Annotated in this window: 13 protein-coding genes; 3 read left to right on the forward strand and 10 right to left on the reverse strand. The window is 50.6% G+C overall.

Annotated elements, in window-relative coordinates; all coding sequences use genetic code 11:
- Positions 1–753 precede the first annotated feature (753 nt).
- Both Mal48_RS17610 and Mal48_RS17615 read left to right on the forward strand, forming a co-directional pair.
- The gene (locus Mal48_RS17610) at positions 754–1,839 is read left to right on the forward strand and encodes a DUF1559 domain-containing protein (protein WP_145202595.1); all 1,086 of its coding nucleotides are present in this window, start codon (positions 754–756) and stop codon (positions 1,837–1,839) included.
- A 190-nt stretch (positions 1,840–2,029) separates the two neighbouring features.
- A complete protein-coding gene (locus tag Mal48_RS17615) occupies positions 2,030–2,518 on the forward strand; it encodes a hypothetical protein (RefSeq protein WP_145202598.1) in 489 nt (162 codons plus the stop codon).
- Positions 2,519–2,664: 146 nt separating this feature from the next.
- Here the strand turns inward: Mal48_RS17615 and Mal48_RS17620 are convergent, their stop codons facing one another.
- Complete coding sequence (locus Mal48_RS17620) at positions 2,665–4,227, reverse strand: sulfatase-like hydrolase/transferase (protein WP_197441797.1); 1,563 nt, start codon at positions 4,225–4,227, stop codon at positions 2,665–2,667.
- 502 nt (positions 4,228–4,729) lie between these two features.
- A complete protein-coding gene (locus tag Mal48_RS17625) occupies positions 4,730–5,398 on the reverse strand; it encodes a hypothetical protein (RefSeq protein WP_145202601.1) in 669 nt (222 codons plus the stop codon).
- Between the two features lie 345 nt (positions 5,399–5,743).
- Between Mal48_RS17625 and Mal48_RS17630 the strand changes: the two genes are divergently transcribed.
- Positions 5,744–7,231, forward strand: coding sequence for an arylsulfatase (locus Mal48_RS17630; RefSeq protein ID WP_197441798.1), 1,488 nt, complete (start codon positions 5,744–5,746; stop codon positions 7,229–7,231).
- Between the two features lie 313 nt (positions 7,232–7,544).
- On the opposite strand, the gene Mal48_RS17635 is transcribed toward Mal48_RS17630, so the two are convergent.
- The 8 genes from Mal48_RS17635 to Mal48_RS17670 all read right to left on the reverse strand — a co-directional run bounded on the left by Mal48_RS17635 (position 7,545) and on the right by Mal48_RS17670 (position 16,713).
- Positions 7,545–8,495, reverse strand: coding sequence for a sugar phosphate isomerase family (locus tag Mal48_RS17635; RefSeq protein WP_145202607.1), 951 nt, complete (start codon positions 8,493–8,495; stop codon positions 7,545–7,547).
- Between the two features lie 87 nt (positions 8,496–8,582).
- Positions 8,583–9,329, reverse strand: coding sequence for an arginyltransferase (locus tag Mal48_RS17640; protein ID WP_145202609.1), 747 nt, complete (start codon positions 9,327–9,329; stop codon positions 8,583–8,585).
- 133 nt (positions 9,330–9,462) lie between these two features.
- Positions 9,463–10,935: an aminomethyl-transferring glycine dehydrogenase subunit GcvPB gene (gene gcvPB / locus Mal48_RS17645; protein ID WP_145202612.1), complete on the reverse strand. Its 1,473-nt coding sequence runs from the start codon at positions 10,933–10,935 to the stop codon at positions 9,463–9,465.
- A 72-nt stretch (positions 10,936–11,007) separates the two neighbouring features.
- Positions 11,008–12,345 (reverse strand): aminomethyl-transferring glycine dehydrogenase subunit GcvPA, encoded by a 1,338-nt coding sequence (gcvPA, locus tag Mal48_RS17650; RefSeq protein WP_145202616.1) that lies wholly within the window; start codon positions 12,343–12,345, stop codon positions 11,008–11,010.
- 634 nt (positions 12,346–12,979) lie between these two features.
- A complete protein-coding gene (gene gcvH, locus Mal48_RS17655; protein WP_231739681.1) occupies positions 12,980–13,345 on the reverse strand; it encodes a glycine cleavage system protein GcvH in 366 nt (121 codons plus the stop codon).
- 197 nt (positions 13,346–13,542) lie between these two features.
- Positions 13,543–14,037, reverse strand: a complete 495-nt coding sequence (rpiB, locus tag Mal48_RS17660) for a ribose 5-phosphate isomerase B (RefSeq protein ID WP_145202621.1) — start codon at positions 14,035–14,037, stop codon at positions 13,543–13,545.
- An 11-nt stretch (positions 14,038–14,048) separates the two neighbouring features.
- Positions 14,049–15,143 carry a low molecular weight protein arginine phosphatase gene (locus tag Mal48_RS23805; protein WP_197441799.1) on the reverse strand — a complete coding sequence of 365 codons (1,095 nt, stop codon included), beginning with the start codon at positions 15,141–15,143 and terminating at the stop codon, positions 14,049–14,051.
- Between the two features lie 523 nt (positions 15,144–15,666).
- On the reverse strand, positions 15,667–16,713 hold the full coding sequence (locus Mal48_RS17670; RefSeq protein WP_197441800.1) for a linear amide C-N hydrolase: 1,047 nt from the start codon (positions 16,711–16,713) through the stop codon (positions 15,667–15,669).
- Positions 16,714–17,039 lie beyond the last annotated feature (326 nt).

Genomic DNA, 17,039 nt, shown 5'->3' on the forward strand with positions numbered 1-17,039 from the left:
TGATGCAATCTTTACTTGAAGCGACTCATCGCTTCTCAAACGCCCCGCTCTATCGGCTGCTTTTTCTCCTGATCCTTAGTCCGGTCAGCCCCCGCTTGAACATATCCAAATTTGGGCTTTGCGCTCTGCTGAAAGAACGACACGACTACGTCTTTTGGTCTCAGACTTCAAAGACCAAAACCGGCAATCCATCAATTCTTTCTGATACAGAATGATTTTCACCGACGACACATCGGAGTTCATCCATTTCGGTATGCGCTTATCGCAGTTCTCATTGATTCAATTCCGAGAGACTCCTGTCCGGTCTCTGCTGCTTTCTCAGAAACGAGCCTTGAGCTGTCCTAGAAACGAGAAGTTAGAGAGACGCGGTTCGGACTGAATTTTGCGTGTATAAACGGCTTTAAATGCCATGAAATTGTTAGCAATTCAAGGTCCAATAAGAATTCGCAGAATTTGAACGCGCCCGAGGAACTTCTGCCTCGACTAAATGTTTCTTTCAACGAACAATTCTTGTTACTGAATACCAGTTGCCCCCCTCAAGATGACTTGAGAGCATCCCGCCTGACTCCCCTTCCCTTTTCAGCCACGGTTCAAGTGTGAACCGAAGAGCTTCAAAAGAGAATGGTTTGATTCGAGTAATTTACCTTGATGATTTTGTGAAAATTCTTGTCCGAATCTCGCGATGACCGCAGTATCTCTCTGCTTCCGCGTTTGATTCGATTTCTTCTTTTTCCAGACTTAAATGGATCCGTAATGAAAATTCGCTCTGCGCGCCAACGTGGCTTTACACTGATTGAACTACTGGTCGTGATTGCGATTATCGCAATCCTGGTGGCACTGCTGTTGCCCGCAGTCCAACAAGCTCGAGAAGCTGCCCGACGCACACAATGCAAAAACAATCTCAAGCAACTTGGACTGGCACTGCACAACTACCATGACATCCATAACTCGTTTGTGTATCGCAAAGGTGGAACCCGTGGCGGAGGAGATTCATCGAGACTGGACGGAAACTACGACCGCCGTTCAGGGATGATCTCATTACTCCCGTTCCTCGATCAGGCCCCGCTCTACAATCTCATTGAAGCTGGCGATACGTCAACATCTCCAAACGTTCCTCCTGGTGGAGCTGCTCCTTGGGGTAGTTGGAATGTTTGGCATAAACAAATTCCAGGTCTCCGATGCCCAAGCGATCCTGGAATTGCGACATCTCGCGGAACCTCAAGTTACGCCTTCTCAATGGGCGATTATGTTGGGGCAGCGAATCGTGATGCGACGAACGTCAACGGCCTCTTTGCGTTCCGCACAACTTACGGAATGCGTCATATTACTGACGGAACAAGCAATACAGTCGCCCTGAGTGAACGTGTTCAGGCGAGCTTTGGTATCAATGGAAAATCGAATGCCACGATCAAAGAGGGGATCTTAACCAACGTACCGGCTATCAGCTCAAACCCGGGAGCCTGTTTAGCTGCCGCAGCCGCAGTTTCTAATGGAGACCGTTATCAGTCTGGTGCTGGCGTCAAAGGACGATTCAGTCACGCTTGGCAAGACGGCCAGCCAGAAAACGTCGCATTCACGACAATCATCGCACCAAACGGCCCATCGTGCATCGACAACGCAGACCCTAACGCAGACGGGCCAATCAACCTGATGACCGCAAGTAGCCACCACACCGGAGGCGTTCAGGTTCTGATGGCAGACGGAGCGGTTCGCTTCATCAGTGACAGCATCGACACTGGAAATCTTGGAGTTTCAACAACACTTGGAGCTCCAAGCCCGTACGGTGTGTGGGGAGCTCTCGGAACGAAAAGTGGCGGCGAAGTCGTTGGAGAATTCTAGAATATTTTCGTGTTTCTTGTGTCCGTGAAGAGTGCTTTTCATCTTATGAATCACTCTCCACGGGCAGAAGACTCACACAAGCGCCAGATCATTTTAAGACTTTTCAGCGTCACGCCTTGTCGTCTTCACTGAGGTTGTCACAGTCGCTTATTTGTACCAAACCGCTGCGCTCGCGGCAGGAACTTGAAAAATGAAATCGATACTCACCATCATCCTCAGCTTTGCGATCGTTCCACTTGTCGCAGGGTGTGGTTCAAAAAGTGACTCGAACCAGATCGAAGTCTTCCCCGTTTCTGGGCAACTGACCTGGAAAGGAAACCCTGTTGCTGGTGCCGATCTTGTCTTCTTTAATGCCGAGTCAGAAAAGAGCGCCTTTGGCCGAACGGACGATCAGGGGCGATATCAATTGACGACATTCAGTGCGAATGATGGCGCAGTCGCAGGCCAGCAAGTTATCACTGTGACTAAAACCGAGGCGACTGCGGAACCGACTGCCGTGGCAGAGACCGACTCCACCGAGTACGTTCCACCAGGTCTCATTCAACCGGGGCACAACCGGAAAGTCGTCAAGCCGAAACCGGCCTTGCCTGAAAAGTTCAGTTCGCAAAGCACCTCGACACTCACCGCTGTTGTCGAAGAAAAGAACAAAAACGTGATCGATCTAAATCTGGACGATTAGAGCAGATTCAAATTCGGTGGACTCCTTGGACTGACTCAATTCAAGATGATTTTTAGAACTGGTCCTGAAACGTCAAATTGCTCTCTCAAACGTTGAGGAAAGCGGCTATCCCAGAGGTTTTCGGACTGGTTCTAAACAAGTCAGTTTCATTGAAGGTAATGTTTGAACCATGCCGACTCCTGGTCGTTGATTTCTTGACGAGGAAGTCCGGGCGGGCGGAGTTCTTCGGACCATTGCTTCAATTGTATGGCGAGCTCCGCGGCAACTTCAGGGTGTTCATTGAGAACGTTCTTCCGCTCGTGTTCTTGGGAATCCAGGTCAAAGAGATACTCCTCACTTTGCCCTGCTTTCAGGTACTTCCATTTCCCAGACCGAACAGCTGACTGATTCCAAAATCTCCAGAATAAAGATTGATGTGGAGATGTCATCTTCTCACCTGTCAAATAAGGAAGTAAATCAACACCATCCAGAGAGTTGTCAAGAGTTTGTCCGGCAGCTGCGATGGCTGTCGCTGCAATGTCGAGAGTGGAGACTGGCTGTTCATAAATTTTGTCGGCGGGGAGTGCATCCTTCCATTGCAAGATGAACGGGACACGAATTCCTCCCTCAGAGAGCATCCCTTTTTCTCCAATCCAGGGAGTGTTCAGAGAGCCATCCCAAGTCGGTCCACCGCGTCCAATCGGGTCATCCTCCATGTTCAATTTGAGTGGAGCACCATTGTCGCTGGTAAACACGATGAGCGTGTTCTCCTCGATTTCATGTTTGCGCAACGCCGATAGTATCTGACCGACACCATCATCAATTGCAGCCAGCATTGCTAATCCATAGCGCCGCCGTTCTTTCATCTCACCCGGGAAACGCTTGAGGTATTCAGGAGTTGCCTGAAGCGGAACATGCGGACCAAAGTAACAGAGGTGCAGGAAGAATGGCTGACCTGCATTGCGATCAATAAAATTTGTCGCAGCTGCGGTTTGCAAATCGATACGATAACCGCGATCACTTCGCCATTTTCCAGTCGAGAGCAGTTCGTTTTTTCCGGGATCAAAATTCGCAAAATACTGCTGCACTTCGCCGGCATAGAATTCATCGAAGCCTTGCACGTGAGGATAATACTCGACGGTTTTTCCGAGCGGGATATTCACCCGACCGTTTGTGTTCAATCTTATACTCGGAAGGTTTTTCCTGGCCCATCGCACAGAGACGGCATTGGGCGAAAGATGCCATTTCCCCACCATCCCAGTTCGATATCCTGCCCCCTTCAAACGCTCCGCCAAGGTCACTTCTTCCAGCGGAAGCGGACATCCTGAAATCTCATCGAGGCCGAATCGCTGTTGATAGCGACCAGTGATGACAGCTGCCCGTGAAGGACTACACTGCGGCGCGGTGACATATCCGGCAGTCATGCGAACGCCATTCGCAGCGAGTGAATCAATATGAGGAGTTCGAATATCCGAGACTTCATTCTGGCACGAGAGATCAGCATACCCGTGATCATCCGTCAGGATCACAACGATGTTTGGAGGGGCGAGTGGTTCAGCCTGAAGCGCTTCCATAAAAATGATTTGTGCAATAAAGCCCGTAAGTATCAAAACCGCAAGAGAATTGAATTTGGGTCGCAGGTGATGTGGGAGAACTCGACAGCTGAGAACTGGGCGACTACAGGGAACTCTTGAGCCAACAGGAAGCGACTTGGCAAGAAACTTGAGCATGCTGAATCTCCTTTTTTGGATCGTGAACGCTTCGATCATTGGCCCAATTCAATCATTGCCCCAAAGCGTTCGTCACGATCTCGTGGCACCGTGTCCTATAGAGCATCTTTCGAATCGGTTTGCAGGTTCTTCCTCGTGGCGAACAGCATTTTACTAGAACTGGTCCTGAAACGTGAAATTGCTCTCTCAAACGTTGAGGAAAGCGACTATTCCAAAGATTTTCGGGCTGGTTCTAAAGAAATGCGTTCTTCACGGGCACACGGTAGAGGAAACTGCTCTAGAATCATGCAGTTTGACTGACAGAGATAAATAAAAACAAGGGAGCGCGGGAATCAACAGACTGATTGATCTTGTGACGGCAGGAAATCGAGACTCACACAACCAAGCGACTTGCACCTTTGTAGGTCACAGTAGATTGCTTCGGCACTTGCTGAAAAGTGCAGGCCATCTGGAGTCGTCGCTCTGATACTTATCAAAGTTTCGATGAGTGAAACCAGCATCCTCAAGCAGCATCTTTCCTCTGTTTAACAGGAAGCCCCATCGTTGATCGCAAGTCCAGGAAAAGCTGATCGAGGCAATTTCGACACTTCCCCCAATCGAACCATTGCCCGGGAATGTTCGTCAGGGCAGCGACGCGCGTTGGACCTTGTTGCCGCGTGACCGTGATTCGGATTTCTCCCTTGAGTGCCAGAATCGACGACGGAAGCTCAGCGATCAACGTGCAGGCATCTTCTGCCTGTTCCACCGTTTCAAACGTCTGACCATGCTTGGCCAGCGAGCATAGAGCGCGGGCAATCACCACACCCACCGGAGCCGAGACCTGTCCTGCCCGCTCCTTCCCCGTGCGAATTCCACGAGCTGCGTAAAACGGCTGAACAATTGTCGCGAGCTTCGCCAGCGGAACCGGTGACGAAACGATGTTGTCATAGATCGACAGACATTCCTCACCGCTCAGCCCCTTCGACGCCCGCTTGGCATGACCGGCGATGACCGATCGTACTTCCTCAACCAGTAGAATTTTCTCACACTGAACTTCGTTTCGCCAATCGACATCCGATGCCACAGGAGCGACAGTCTGCCCGGTCTCTCCGGGTTCCACACCATGCAATCGGTTTCCACAATTGAAGCAAAACTTCCCACTCGCTTCGACGCCACATTCCGAACAGAACATCCGTGTTCCCTTGCTGAACGACCGCTTTTCTCGATTAACACATTCGCATTGAAAATCTCTGTATCAATGCATTCTGTAAAAAGTCGCCATTTCTGTCGACGGCAATTCTCACACGGTGAGACATACGACATTTTGAATGTCGTAGAACCTGTCCGAAACTTCTGGAATAGCCGCTTCCCTAAACGTTTGAGAGAGCAATATCATGTTTCAGAACCTGCTCTAAAATGAAATGGCGAAAACCTCATGAACAAAAACTTCTTGGTTGTCTTGTTTTTGATCGCTAGTCCGCTCCCATTATTTGGAGCCGAAACAACAACGTCCCGCCAGCCTAACATTATTCTTGTCATGGCAGATGACCTCGGCTGGTCGGACATCGGTTGTTACGGAGGCGAAATAGAAACGCCACACATTGACTCGCTTGCCCGAGATGGCTTGCGGTTCACGCAGTTCTATAACAATGCAATTTGCGGTCCGACCCGCGCGTCGTTGCTCACAGGATTGTATTCCCAGCAAGTTGGTCATCGTGGTGACCGCTGGAACGAACCGAAAGACTTTAATAAATGTGTCACTCTCGGCGAGGTGCTGCAGCAATCCGGATACAACACCGCGATGGTCGGAAAATGGCAGGGGCGAGACTCAGCGCTGGATCGAGGATTTGATCATTTTTTTGGCCCGATGTGCCAGGCAAAGATCAGCTACTTTCATGAAGTGAAAGGCAATCCTTATTTCATGGACCGTGAACGGGTCGAGTTGCCGGATGATTTCTATCTGACGGATGCTCTCAATGATCATGCCTTACGTTTTCTAAAATCGAGTCTCTCTGAGAAGAAACCGTTCTTCTTGTATGTTGCACACATTGCTCCGCATTGGCCTCTCCATGCACGCGAAGCGGATGTGGCACGCTATCGGGAAACGTATCGAGAGCAGGGCTGGGATGAGATTCGACAGCGGCGATTCCAAAGCCAACGAAAGTCTGGGCTGATCCCGACTGAATGGAAGCTTGCATCACGTTCGCCAGGAGTTCGAGACTGGGAAGCGGACAAATTCAAAATTTGGCAAGCTGAGCGGATGGCCGTTTATGCAGCACAGGTCGCTGCGATTGATCGTGGTCTGGGTCAGCTTCTTGGGACTCTTGAGGAAGCGGGCGAAGTCGACAACACGCTCGTCATGTTCCTTTCCGATAACGGAGCTGCTCCAGATGGTGGGCTGTCTCCGGGAAAAAGTGGCTTTGGATTTAGTCCGAGTGGCAACAACACCACTTGGAGAAAAGATGGTCAGCCGATTCAACCTGGGAGCGGACCCGAGAATCTTCCCGGACCTCACGACACGTTTGCCGCTTACGGACTCGCCTGGGCCAATGCGAGCAACACCCCGTTGCGTGGAACGAAAATGGAAGGCTACGAGGGCGGAATTCGCACACCACTGGTCGTTCGTTGGCCTGCCGTCATTCACAAGGGTGATCAAATCACCAGACAACCCGGGCATGTCATTGACTTCATGGCAACTTTCCTGGATGTCGCCAATGCCGATTACCCGACCGAGTTCAATGGTCGACGACCGTTACCAGTGGAGGGCAAGAGTCTGTTGCCGATCTTTCAAAGCAAACAGCGAGAAGAACACGAGCAGCTTTGCTGGATGGTGCCTCAGCATCACGCAATTCGTGCCGGCGACTGGAAAGCTGTGAGACCTCACAAAGGTGGAACGTGGCAACTCTTCAACCTTGAGGCCGACGGGACTGAAACCACCAATCTTGCCAGTCAAGAACCAGAACGTCTGGAACAACTCACAAACCAATTTGAATCATGGCAAAAACGCGTTGGAGCAATTGAGTGAATCCTCTCGATCATTACCACACTGAGCATGTTTCATTATTGCTCTTCAGTGTCGATTCAGCCCTCCGGTGAGTCACCGGGGGAGGTCAACGTCCCCCAAGATGAAGTGACTTGACTGCAGACCAACGGTGAAGATGCTCTACCCCGAACGTTCATGGCACTGAAAAAATCTTTGTGAGACCAATCAAAGTTGTTGCTCGTATTCGCAAATGCGAACACGAGCAACGTGTGATTGATTCACTTCAGCTGAGCTCCGCTGAGTTCACTCAAAACCAGAACTTCACCAAAATCAGAACTTCACATTGAGTCGAGCGTTAATTGCATTCGGCAAGTAGCGGACCTGCGAGTTCTTCCAGGAAGAAGAGACGGCCAGATTGTGTCGGCATGAAAGTCGATGGAATCCAGGAAGTCGGTTCGTGTCGCAATGTCATCCACAAGCTGAGGCCTTGCCACATCATCCCGCGTGACAGAACTCCGTCTGCTCCGCCAATAATGTGATCGGCCTGAAGAAAGAGTCCCGGCCCAACTGTGTTCGCGTAAGCAGGCACATGTGTGGTCCGACTTTTGAAACTTGTGATCGCATTTTGCTCAATGGTGAGCGGATGCAGTTTCGCAGCGATGCGGTGAGTCGCCTTTTTCCAATCGGCTTCTGAGTCATACTCGGCAGCGAAATGTGGTTCCCAGAAAGCGATATGGCAAACTCGACCAATCCCGAAAGCTACTGCGAGCTCACCGCCACCATCTTTAATCGCAGCGATCTTTTCTGCGTAAGTCGGCAAGTTGTCCTTCGTTGCGAAGTTACGTTGGTTTTCAGGGACTGTGAGTTCACCTAAAGGGCCGTAGAAGGCTTGTTCCATAGCGTATTGGAACGCACCTGTATTATCGCTCGGAAGTGTGTTTCCATCCGAGTCACTCCACTCATCCATGTTGAAGCCGTGGACATGTTTGCAATCGACTCCCCACTCTTTGAGGAAGTAGACCGCCCAGCGATACATCCCCATCGGTCCGACCGGAAGAATGAAAGCGAGCTGCTTGCCTTCTTCGCCGGTGCGACGAATCGTCTTCGCGATTTCGTGCCCCATCAGCGTGTCGAAATCTGCGACCGACTGGCACGGAATCGGCTCGAAATCAGGATGCCACCACGATTGCCGATCCGTGATTGTCGATGGATCATCATCGACACAAGCATCGATTTTGGCGAGATCCCAACCCGCAGGATAAAAGTTTTCCATCAAGGAACCGCTCAACGTCGACAGCAAATCCATGGTCTCTCCAAACTCTTTCAAAGTCACATACACAAACAAGAATTGTCAGGAAATGACAGTATCCCCCAACTGCAACGAGACGGCAACTCAACCCGCATACGGTTTCCAGATTGGACGTTTCTCGTCAGCTGGATACCCAACTAACGTCTCTGATGGGTAAAAGCGATTTTTGTATTCCATCGATGGGCACTCATCGATCCAGTATCCCAGATACAAGTGCTTTAAACCTAATCGCTGAGCAAATTCGATCTCGCAAATCATCGAGAACGTTCCTGGACTGAGTGATCGCCAGTCAGGATCATGATAGAAATACGCACTGGAAATCGAATGCGGCAGCAAATCGATCAGTCCAACACCGACCAGCGACTTACCGTCGAAATATCGAAGCTCATGCAAGCTTGGAAAATCCCCCGAGAGAAACCCTTCTGCGTAATCCTGCGGAGAGGATTGCTGCAACTTCCAACCACGCCGATCGGTCATATCGACATGCCAACGGTTGTACAAGTCGAGATGCTGCTGAGTGAGCCCCGGTTCATGTAGCGAAACGGTGATGTGTTCGTTTCGGCGTTTCGCTTTTCGCTGGCTTTTTGTTGGCTGGAAGTTCTCAACATCGACCCGAATGGGAACACATTGAGAACAATTCTCACACGCTGGCCGAAAGAGGTGACTACCGAAACGCCGCCACCCTCGTTCTAAAAGGAACTCGACCTCGCTCGGCTCAAGTGAATGAAAGAGCCGGTACTCGAGTGATGCCGTTTCGGACGGGATGTAAGAACATGGACGGGGAGACTCCGTGATTCTCAAAGCTTCTTCAGGGAGGTTCTGTCGTTCCATGATCTCATCAATATTGAAACCGCTGCCCTGAAGGATTTTCGAAAACTGGTTTCTCAATCTGCCTCGTGGCGAACAACGAATCTCACTCGTGAAACATGTCCCTCAAGGACACGAAACACGCAATAAAAATGCTCTAATCCTTTACGCATGCCTGCCAGTTCAAGAGCGGATTCCTGGCAGCGGAAACTTCATCGGGTCGGCGAATGATTGTACTGTGCGGTGCTTCATGAAGGAAACTTGCATCCTCTTTCACGATCGTCTGAATCGCTTCTACGAAGGCGTCCAGCGTTTCTTTGGACTCCGTTTCCGTCGGTTCAATCATCATTGCTTCTGCAACAACGAGCGGGAAGTAAACAGTCGGAGCGTGGAAGCCGAAATCGAGAAGACGCTTGGCGATATCCATCGCGGTAATCCCATGTGCATCCTTGAGCTGCCGCGCAGATGCGACAAATTCGTGCATACAAAATTCTCCACGTGGGACTGGAAGAACATCGCTGAGACGGGCTTTTAAGTAGTTGGCATTCAAGACAGCGTGCTCTGAAACATCCCGCAAGCCTTGAGCACCAAGAGTACGCAGGTAGAAATACCCACGTAGAAGAATCCCAACATTCCCAAAGAATGAACGCATCCGGCCGATGCTTCTCGAAGGTGTTGTCAGACGATAAATATCGGCCCCATCCTCTTCTGATTTTGTCACGACCGGCCCCGGAAGAAAATCTGCCAGGAAATCACGAACCGCAATCGGGCCCGCTCCCGGACCACCAGCACCGTGCGGTCCGGTGAAGGTTTTATGAACGTTGTAGTGCATCATGTCTCCGCCGAAATCGCCCGGGCGGGTGATGCCAAGAATGGCGTTCATGTTGGCTCCATCGATGTAAACCAGACCGCCGACATCGTGCAGAATGCTGGAGATTTTCGCGATGTCTTTTTCAAAAAGCCCAAGCGTATTGGGATTCGTAATCATGAAGACAGCCGTCTGCTCATCGACATGCTTCAACAGGTCATCAGGGTCAACCAGACCGTTCTCAGATGGCTCGAGCTGGACACAATCGAAACCTGCTAACGCTGCACTGGCCGGATTGGTTCCGTGTGCACTACTCGGAAAGACAACCTTCGTTCGATTTTCACCTTTGCTCTTAAAATAGGCCGAAGCAAGATGCAACGCTGCGAGTTCTCCCTGGGCACCGGCTGCCGGTTGCAACGAAACTGCTGGCAGGCCGGCAATCTCTCCGAGCATCTCCTGTAATTCATAAAGAAGGTGCAGCATTCCCTGCGAATCTTCTGGACGTGCATAAGGATGCAAGTCCCCGAGCCCATGAGTTCGCGAGAGCCGCTCGTGTCGCTTGGGGTTGTACTTCATCGTACAACTGCCGAGTGGGTAGAAATGCGTGTCGACGCACATGTTCATCGTCGAGAGATTCATAAAGTGACGAACAACATCACCCTCAGCAAGTTCAGGCAACGGAGCAGTCTTTTCTGCCAGGGATTTCTCTGGCAATAACGAACTAAGTTCCTGCTCGGGAACATCACAGTCCGGCAGCATTGCGGCACGACGTCCGGGGAACGAAAGTTCGAAAAGTGGTCGAGTTGAAATTGTGTTACGCATAAAAAAACCTGACGTCTCGCAACGTCTACTCTAAAGATTGATTGAGAAAAGTCTGCGTTTCAAGACGTTTTATCACGCAAGGGCCGCGACAAGTGCGTCGATCTCTTCTTTCGTTCTTGATTCCGTGACCGCGACAAGAACACCATCTTGAACAGATGTTGGAGCTTGCGGGAATTGGCTCAATTCCGGCCCCAAATCAAACCCTGCTGCAGCTGCCCGCTTCAGGAACTTCTCTGCTCCTCCTTCCACCCGAAGAGTGAACTCTTTGAAGAAGGGTGTCTCGAACATCAGATCGACACCGTCAATCTTTGTGAGTTGGTCCGCTGCGTAGTGAGCTTTCTGACAGCAAAGCTCAGCTGCTTCACGCATTCCTTCCGGTCCCATCAGAGAGAGATAGAAGGTCGCACGGAGTGCCAACAGCCCCTGGTTTGTGCAAATATTGCTTGTCGCTTTGTCTCTGCGAATATGCTGTTCCCGAGTCTGTAATCCGAGAACATAGCATTGCTTGCCATTTCGGTCAGTCGTCATTGAAATCAACCGACCTGGCATCTTTCGGACGTAATCATTGCGACAAGCAAGAATCCCGAGATACGGCCCACCGTACTGCAAAGGGACTCCGAGTGACTGACCTTCCGCAACGGCGACATCGGCACCGTAATCCGCGGGACGTTTCATCACTCCCAGGCTAATTGGATCAAACGAGACGACAGAAAGCGCACCATGCTCTTTGGCGATTTTGCAAAGCTCTTCGCCATCCTCGACACACCCAAAAAAGTTCGGTTGCTGAAAGATCAGACATGCCGTCTGGTCGTCAATCAACTCTTTCGCCTTAGCGAGGTCAGTCGTCCCATTGACCGTTGGAATTGTGACCACTTCGGTCTCCAGATTCCGCACGTAGGTTTCGAGAACGTGCCGATACTCGGGGTGAACTCCTTCGGAGATGAGAACTTTCCCGTGTCGTCGGGTGACTCGCATCGCCATGAAAGCCGCTTCACTGACCGCGGTTCCACCTTCGTACAGGCTGGCATTGGAGACGTCGAATCCGGTCAAGGCACAGATCAGTGATTGGTACTCAAAGAACGCCTGAAGTGTCCCCTGGCTCGCCTCAGCCTGATACGGAGTGTAAGCCGTATAGTATTCCCCACGGCTGGCGAGTTCATCGATCACCGATGGGATATAGTGATCGTATGCTCCTCCGCCGAGAAAACAAACACGATCAACATTGTTCTTGGCAGCCAGTTTTCCAACGTGCTGTTCAAGAGCCAGTTCCGTCATTGGAGCTGGAAGATCAAGAGGACGATCCAGCTGCAGTTCTTTGGGAACTTGTGTCAGAAGTTGATCAATCGATTCGACACCGATCACATCTAGCATTTGCTGCTGTTGTTCTGGTGTATTGTAAAGATACGCCACGCTGAGGCTCCTGGAGTTTCGTCTTGATGAGTCCAGTTCAATCAAGATGAAATCGCTGGAATCAGCTCATCAACCGTGAGTGACCAACGTTGTTAACAGCTGCAACATCCCTGGCAGCCTTTGAAAATTGAGAATCAGCCCGGAAACCGAAGCATTGATTGCATTCCACTGTGTCAGAAAGCCAATCCTGAAGTTCTGGATCAATGCTCATCCGACCACTGTTCTTCAATAAAGAATCGTACCGGGCTGGAATTCGATTACGAGTCCGTTTGAACAAATCGAGAAGGTTTCTCAAACTGGGAAATCACACCACTCGGAATCACATGAATACGTTCTTCAGGACAACGACCCGCTGCATAAAACCCAGAACGCAAGTCAGAACACAAGCATTGTGAGCCGGCATGTCAAATGGAGTCGATTTTCAATTCAGCATGAAAGAATCGCAACACTCAATCATGCATCAAATTCGTACTCGTGTTTGACTTCGTGGAGAGACGCTACTTAGGGGAATCAACCTTTGTGGGATTGGCGCAGTGAGCACGAGACAATCAGCACTGGTCGATTCACGAAATAACGAAATTTGACGAAACCTGTTCCCCGGGCTGAACAGCGGGCAATTGATTGCGGAAATTGCCTAATGGCTTTCACAACTTGCCTGATAGGCTGCATGATCCATTAACGCGTCCAACTCAGTCGGATTAGACGCTTTGATTTTCACAATCCAACCAGCTTGGAACGGGTCATCCGAAAGTGGTCCGAGATCGGCTTCGAGTGAATCGTTGACTTCGACAATTTCACCACTCACAGGAGCGTAAAGATCGCTCACAGCTTTCACGCTTTCGATCTCACCCATTTCCTCTCCGGCAGTGACGGTTTTCCCGACTGACGGAAGTTCAATGTGAACAACATCTGTCAATTCCTTGACGGCGAAGTCACTAATTCCAATGGTAGCAACGTCACCATTCAGGGCGACCCACTCATGCGTCTTTGCAAATTTCATGGAAGAGACATCCATGCGGTTTCTCCTGGGGATTTTTGAGCGGCCTGTCAGCCGCAATCACTTGAACGGAAATCGAGTCCAAGCTGTCTCGACGAGAGGCGAGGGATCGGCAGGCAAGGGGACAAATTCACCTGATGCATCACACTCGGCCAACAGCCTGAAGTTCGTTAAATTTTCTTGAATTTTGAAGCTGAACCTCAAGTCATGTCGCAGCTGGTTTTGCCCGCCTCACTGGGGGTCTCGCTGCAACAATATTTGTGTTCGATGTCTGAGATTTTTTCGATGCGACGTTGATGACGTCCCCCTTCGAATTCGGTCTTCAGCCACAAATCGACAATTCGTCCGAGCAGCCGATCACCGAGCATGTCTGCGGAGAGACACATAATGTTTGCATCGTTATGGCGGCGCGAGTACTCCGCTGTCACATCGTCATGACAGGAGACAGCTCGCACCTTGGGGAATTTGTTAGCGGTAATGCACATCCCCATGCCGGTTCCACAGATCAGAATTCCACGATCCACTTCCCCAGTCCCGACAGCTTTCGCAACCTTCCCTGCATAATCTGGATAGTCGACACTCGTGTCGTCGCCAGGGCCGTAATCGACACCTTCGTATCCCAGTTCGTCTAACTGAGCAAGAATCTGTCCTTTGACTCTGACGCCACGATGATCGCTTGCGATGGCAACTTTCATATGAGGGTTCCTTATGTTGACGACTGCTGGTCAAGTAGCAATCTTAAATAGCCTTCAATCTCATTTCGGCAAATCTCGTACTCCTCGACCCCGGCTCCTATCGGATCGGAAACATCTTTCCCGGAATCCGAGAGCAACCGTGTTTTCCCGGCGAGTTCCGGAAACGCATTTAAAATCGCATCACGATGATTCTGAGTCATTGTGATAATGTGATCACTATGGAACAGCAATTCTTCAGTGACTGGTCGACTTTCATGAGAAGACATGTCGATGCCTTGCTCTTTCAAAAGGGCAACCGCTTCTGGACTCGCTGGCGATCCCGGATAGGCCGCCAGCCCCGCCGAGATGACAGTGTACCCTCTGTCCAACAGTTCATCATCCGCACATTGCATTTGCTGTGCAAGCATATTTCGAAAAAGTGCTTCCGCCATCGGGCTGCGACAGGTGTTGCCTGTACACACGAAAACGTACACTTCGCCGGTTAAACGAGAAAAACTCAGTTTTGTCACAGCGCCTGCTCGCTCTAGTTGGTAATTTTGCCCATCGACATCAACGACTGTTAATCCTTCCTCGTAGACTTCTTCTCTCGAGGAAAAAATCAGGTCAGCCCAGCCCGCATCCAAACGTTCTAACTCTGTCTGCGGAATGACCAACCCTAAGGCTGGTGTCGAAAGTCGTTTTAATAGCGTATTTGAAAAATTTGATCTGGGAATAGCAAAAACACGCCCGGATGCGTTCAATGCCCATTCTCGAGCGTCACCACTCCAGTCCGCCGAAAAACCTTCGGGCTGTCCTCCACCGACTCGCAAAGCAACCGGCCCCGGCCAACATCGTCGAGAAAGCTTATAAACAAGCGTCGATAAATTATCAGCGTAGTCATCAATCACACTGCGATGTGCCATCGCAACAACCGGAATTGCCTCGGGCACAGCCTTGGCGATTTCAGTCAGACGACTGGCGGCACCAAGCTGACTCGGCAAAGCCAGAACCAGTACCCCAACTTCAACCGGAACCACAACAACCTTTCCAGCCTCAAGTTGCGACACAGCGACACGAAGAGCGTCGGTCTCGTCGTTGATCTCATCGAGGTTGATAGTCTGGGTCATGCGGGACAGGTACTAATAAGCTCTAGCAAATCTGAATTCACGATCATCACCCCGGTGAAGCACTATCTCGGTGAATCACCGGTGAATCGCAGCGACAACTGAAAACTGTAGCGTTTTTAATAAGATGTCTCTCAGCGGAAGAACTCCGCAAAAGCGTATCGTATCCCGAACGATACCTAGGATCAACTGGCGAACTTTCTTTGACTCTTCGAACGCCATGCTTGCCCGTGCAAACATCAAATCGCTCAGCCCCACATTTGCCCAATGATGGTCGGGCCCCCTGAAATCAACCACGCATCCAATCTGCCTGGGACCTGACGATTCAGCCATCAAAAAACAAAACCTCCAGTCAACCCGACTTTTCGCATCGGGCCGACTGGAAGTCTCCATTCCACGTAATCGTTATAACATGATATCGAAGCAACTTTCGCGACCTTCGCAACCTTCGCAGCGATTGCCTGACTTGTGCCTCGTGAAACTCAACGATTCAGATTCATCATCAGGTTGTTCGAGAAGTTGCCGATTACTCTGGAGCAAGGAAATCGAACATCGGAGTCGGGACGAACTCGGCTGACACCTCGCCCGCAAGATCGTAATTCTCGATCAGTGTGAGCTTGCGTACCGGCTGACCTGAGTCGAAGTTCACCTTCTTCGTGTCTACCCAGAAGACCTGAGGACTGAAGACCGAATCGTAGTAAAGGACACCTTTGCTCAGATCAGTCACGGTTCGCCAAATCGTGGTCGAGACGTTCGGACGTTCTGGATCAGCGATGCCGAACGGTGCCGACACGTTGCGCATCACACTCATCATCGCTGCGATCGCTTCTCGCTCAGAGTTCGGCTTCGGCAAATGATTCACGTAATAGGCCCCACGAACAAACCGATCAGCAGGTTCATGAGTTCCTGGCAATCGCTTTTCACCCCCGAACCCACGATATTGCTTCAGGTTCTCAAGCTGCTTATCGAAAGATGGCTGATTCGTCATGACAGTATAACTTCGGTCGTGATAGAACTTGATTTTCCCATCGATGCATTCGATCACAGCAGAGTCGCCGCTGGAGTCGTTCAATGCGATGTGCACAGTAACCGCCTTCCCGCTGGAAGGTTCGACTGCCATCTGCAACTGATAGGGATGCTCTTTGTAGGACTTGACTGCCTCATCAACGGTCGCAAACTGGTCGAGGTAATATTGCACCCACATCGACATGCACAGCCCCGGAAGAGATTCGTCACGCGGCCCAACCGAAGTTTCCGGCAAGTACAACAGATGGCCTGCCAGTCCTTTCTCGTTAATGCCGTCAGCAGTTCCAACGTCGTAGCAAGAGACGATGACACTCCCATACTTACTGGTCCAGCGTAACGGGTTTTTCTCTGCCAAACCGTTACGTTCCATCCCACGTGGAAGTATCCACATGTTGCTCCTGATGTCCTCAAACCAGTCCATGTTCCGGCCGACAACGACAGACTGACCGCTGTCATTCCAAAGAACACGGGAACAGGATTGCACTGGCGTCCCAATCAGCAATCCCCCAAAAAGGGCTGTCATCGCAAAGAAGAAGTAACGAACCATAAGTAACTCTCAATTTCTCATTTTCTGGCGAAATCCACAGTCACCCGCAACAAGCGGGCACCCATCGCCAATCATATTTTTGTGAACCGCAACCACGCTGCACTGTTCGCGTCAGCCGGTTAAAAAATCTTGATCAACAACGACTTTATCTCCCCAAACAGAAGGAAGCCTTGCGTAAGTGATCTGGTCGTCTCCTCAATGCGAAACATTCTCGAAGCCCCTGCGTGATCATCAAAACCGCTACAATTCGCTCAGCTTTTGCTATAACAAATCACGGAAATTCAGAATCAAAAACTTTGCCCCAAGCGGATTCCAGCATCAGAAAT

It is taken from the genome of Thalassoglobus polymorphus (assembly GCF_007744255.1).
GTDB lineage: Bacteria > Planctomycetota > Planctomycetia > Planctomycetales > Planctomycetaceae > Thalassoglobus > Thalassoglobus polymorphus.

Coding starts and splice junctions, on each gene's coding strand:
- Mal48_RS17640 (WP_145202609.1), bottom strand. CDS start 9,329: ATGGAACGACAGAACCTCCCTGAAGAAGCTTTGAGAATCACGGAGTCT.
- Mal48_RS17630 (WP_197441798.1), top strand. CDS start 5,744: ATGGCAGATGACCTCGGCTGGTCGGACATCGGTTGTTACGGAGGCGAA.
- Mal48_RS23805 (WP_197441799.1), bottom strand. CDS start 15,143: ATGACCCAGACTATCAACCTCGATGAGATCAACGACGAGACCGACGCT.
- gcvH (WP_231739681.1), bottom strand. CDS start 13,345: ATGAAATTTGCAAAGACGCATGAGTGGGTCGCCCTGAATGGTGACGTT.
- Mal48_RS17635 (WP_145202607.1), bottom strand. CDS start 8,495: ATGGATTTGCTGTCGACGTTGAGCGGTTCCTTGATGGAAAACTTTTAT.
- Mal48_RS17670 (WP_197441800.1), bottom strand. CDS start 16,713: ATGGTTCGTTACTTCTTCTTTGCGATGACAGCCCTTTTTGGGGGATTG.
- rpiB (WP_145202621.1), bottom strand. CDS start 14,037: ATGAAAGTTGCCATCGCAAGCGATCATCGTGGCGTCAGAGTCAAAGGA.
- Mal48_RS17625 (WP_145202601.1), bottom strand. CDS start 5,398: ATGTTCTGTTCGGAATGTGGCGTCGAAGCGAGTGGGAAGTTTTGCTTC.
- Mal48_RS17610 (WP_145202595.1), top strand. CDS start 754: ATGAAAATTCGCTCTGCGCGCCAACGTGGCTTTACACTGATTGAACTA.
- Mal48_RS17620 (WP_197441797.1), bottom strand. CDS start 4,227: ATGCTCAAGTTTCTTGCCAAGTCGCTTCCTGTTGGCTCAAGAGTTCCC.
- gcvPB (WP_145202612.1), bottom strand. CDS start 10,935: ATGCGTAACACAATTTCAACTCGACCACTTTTCGAACTTTCGTTCCCC.
- Mal48_RS17615 (WP_145202598.1), top strand. CDS start 2,030: ATGAAATCGATACTCACCATCATCCTCAGCTTTGCGATCGTTCCACTT.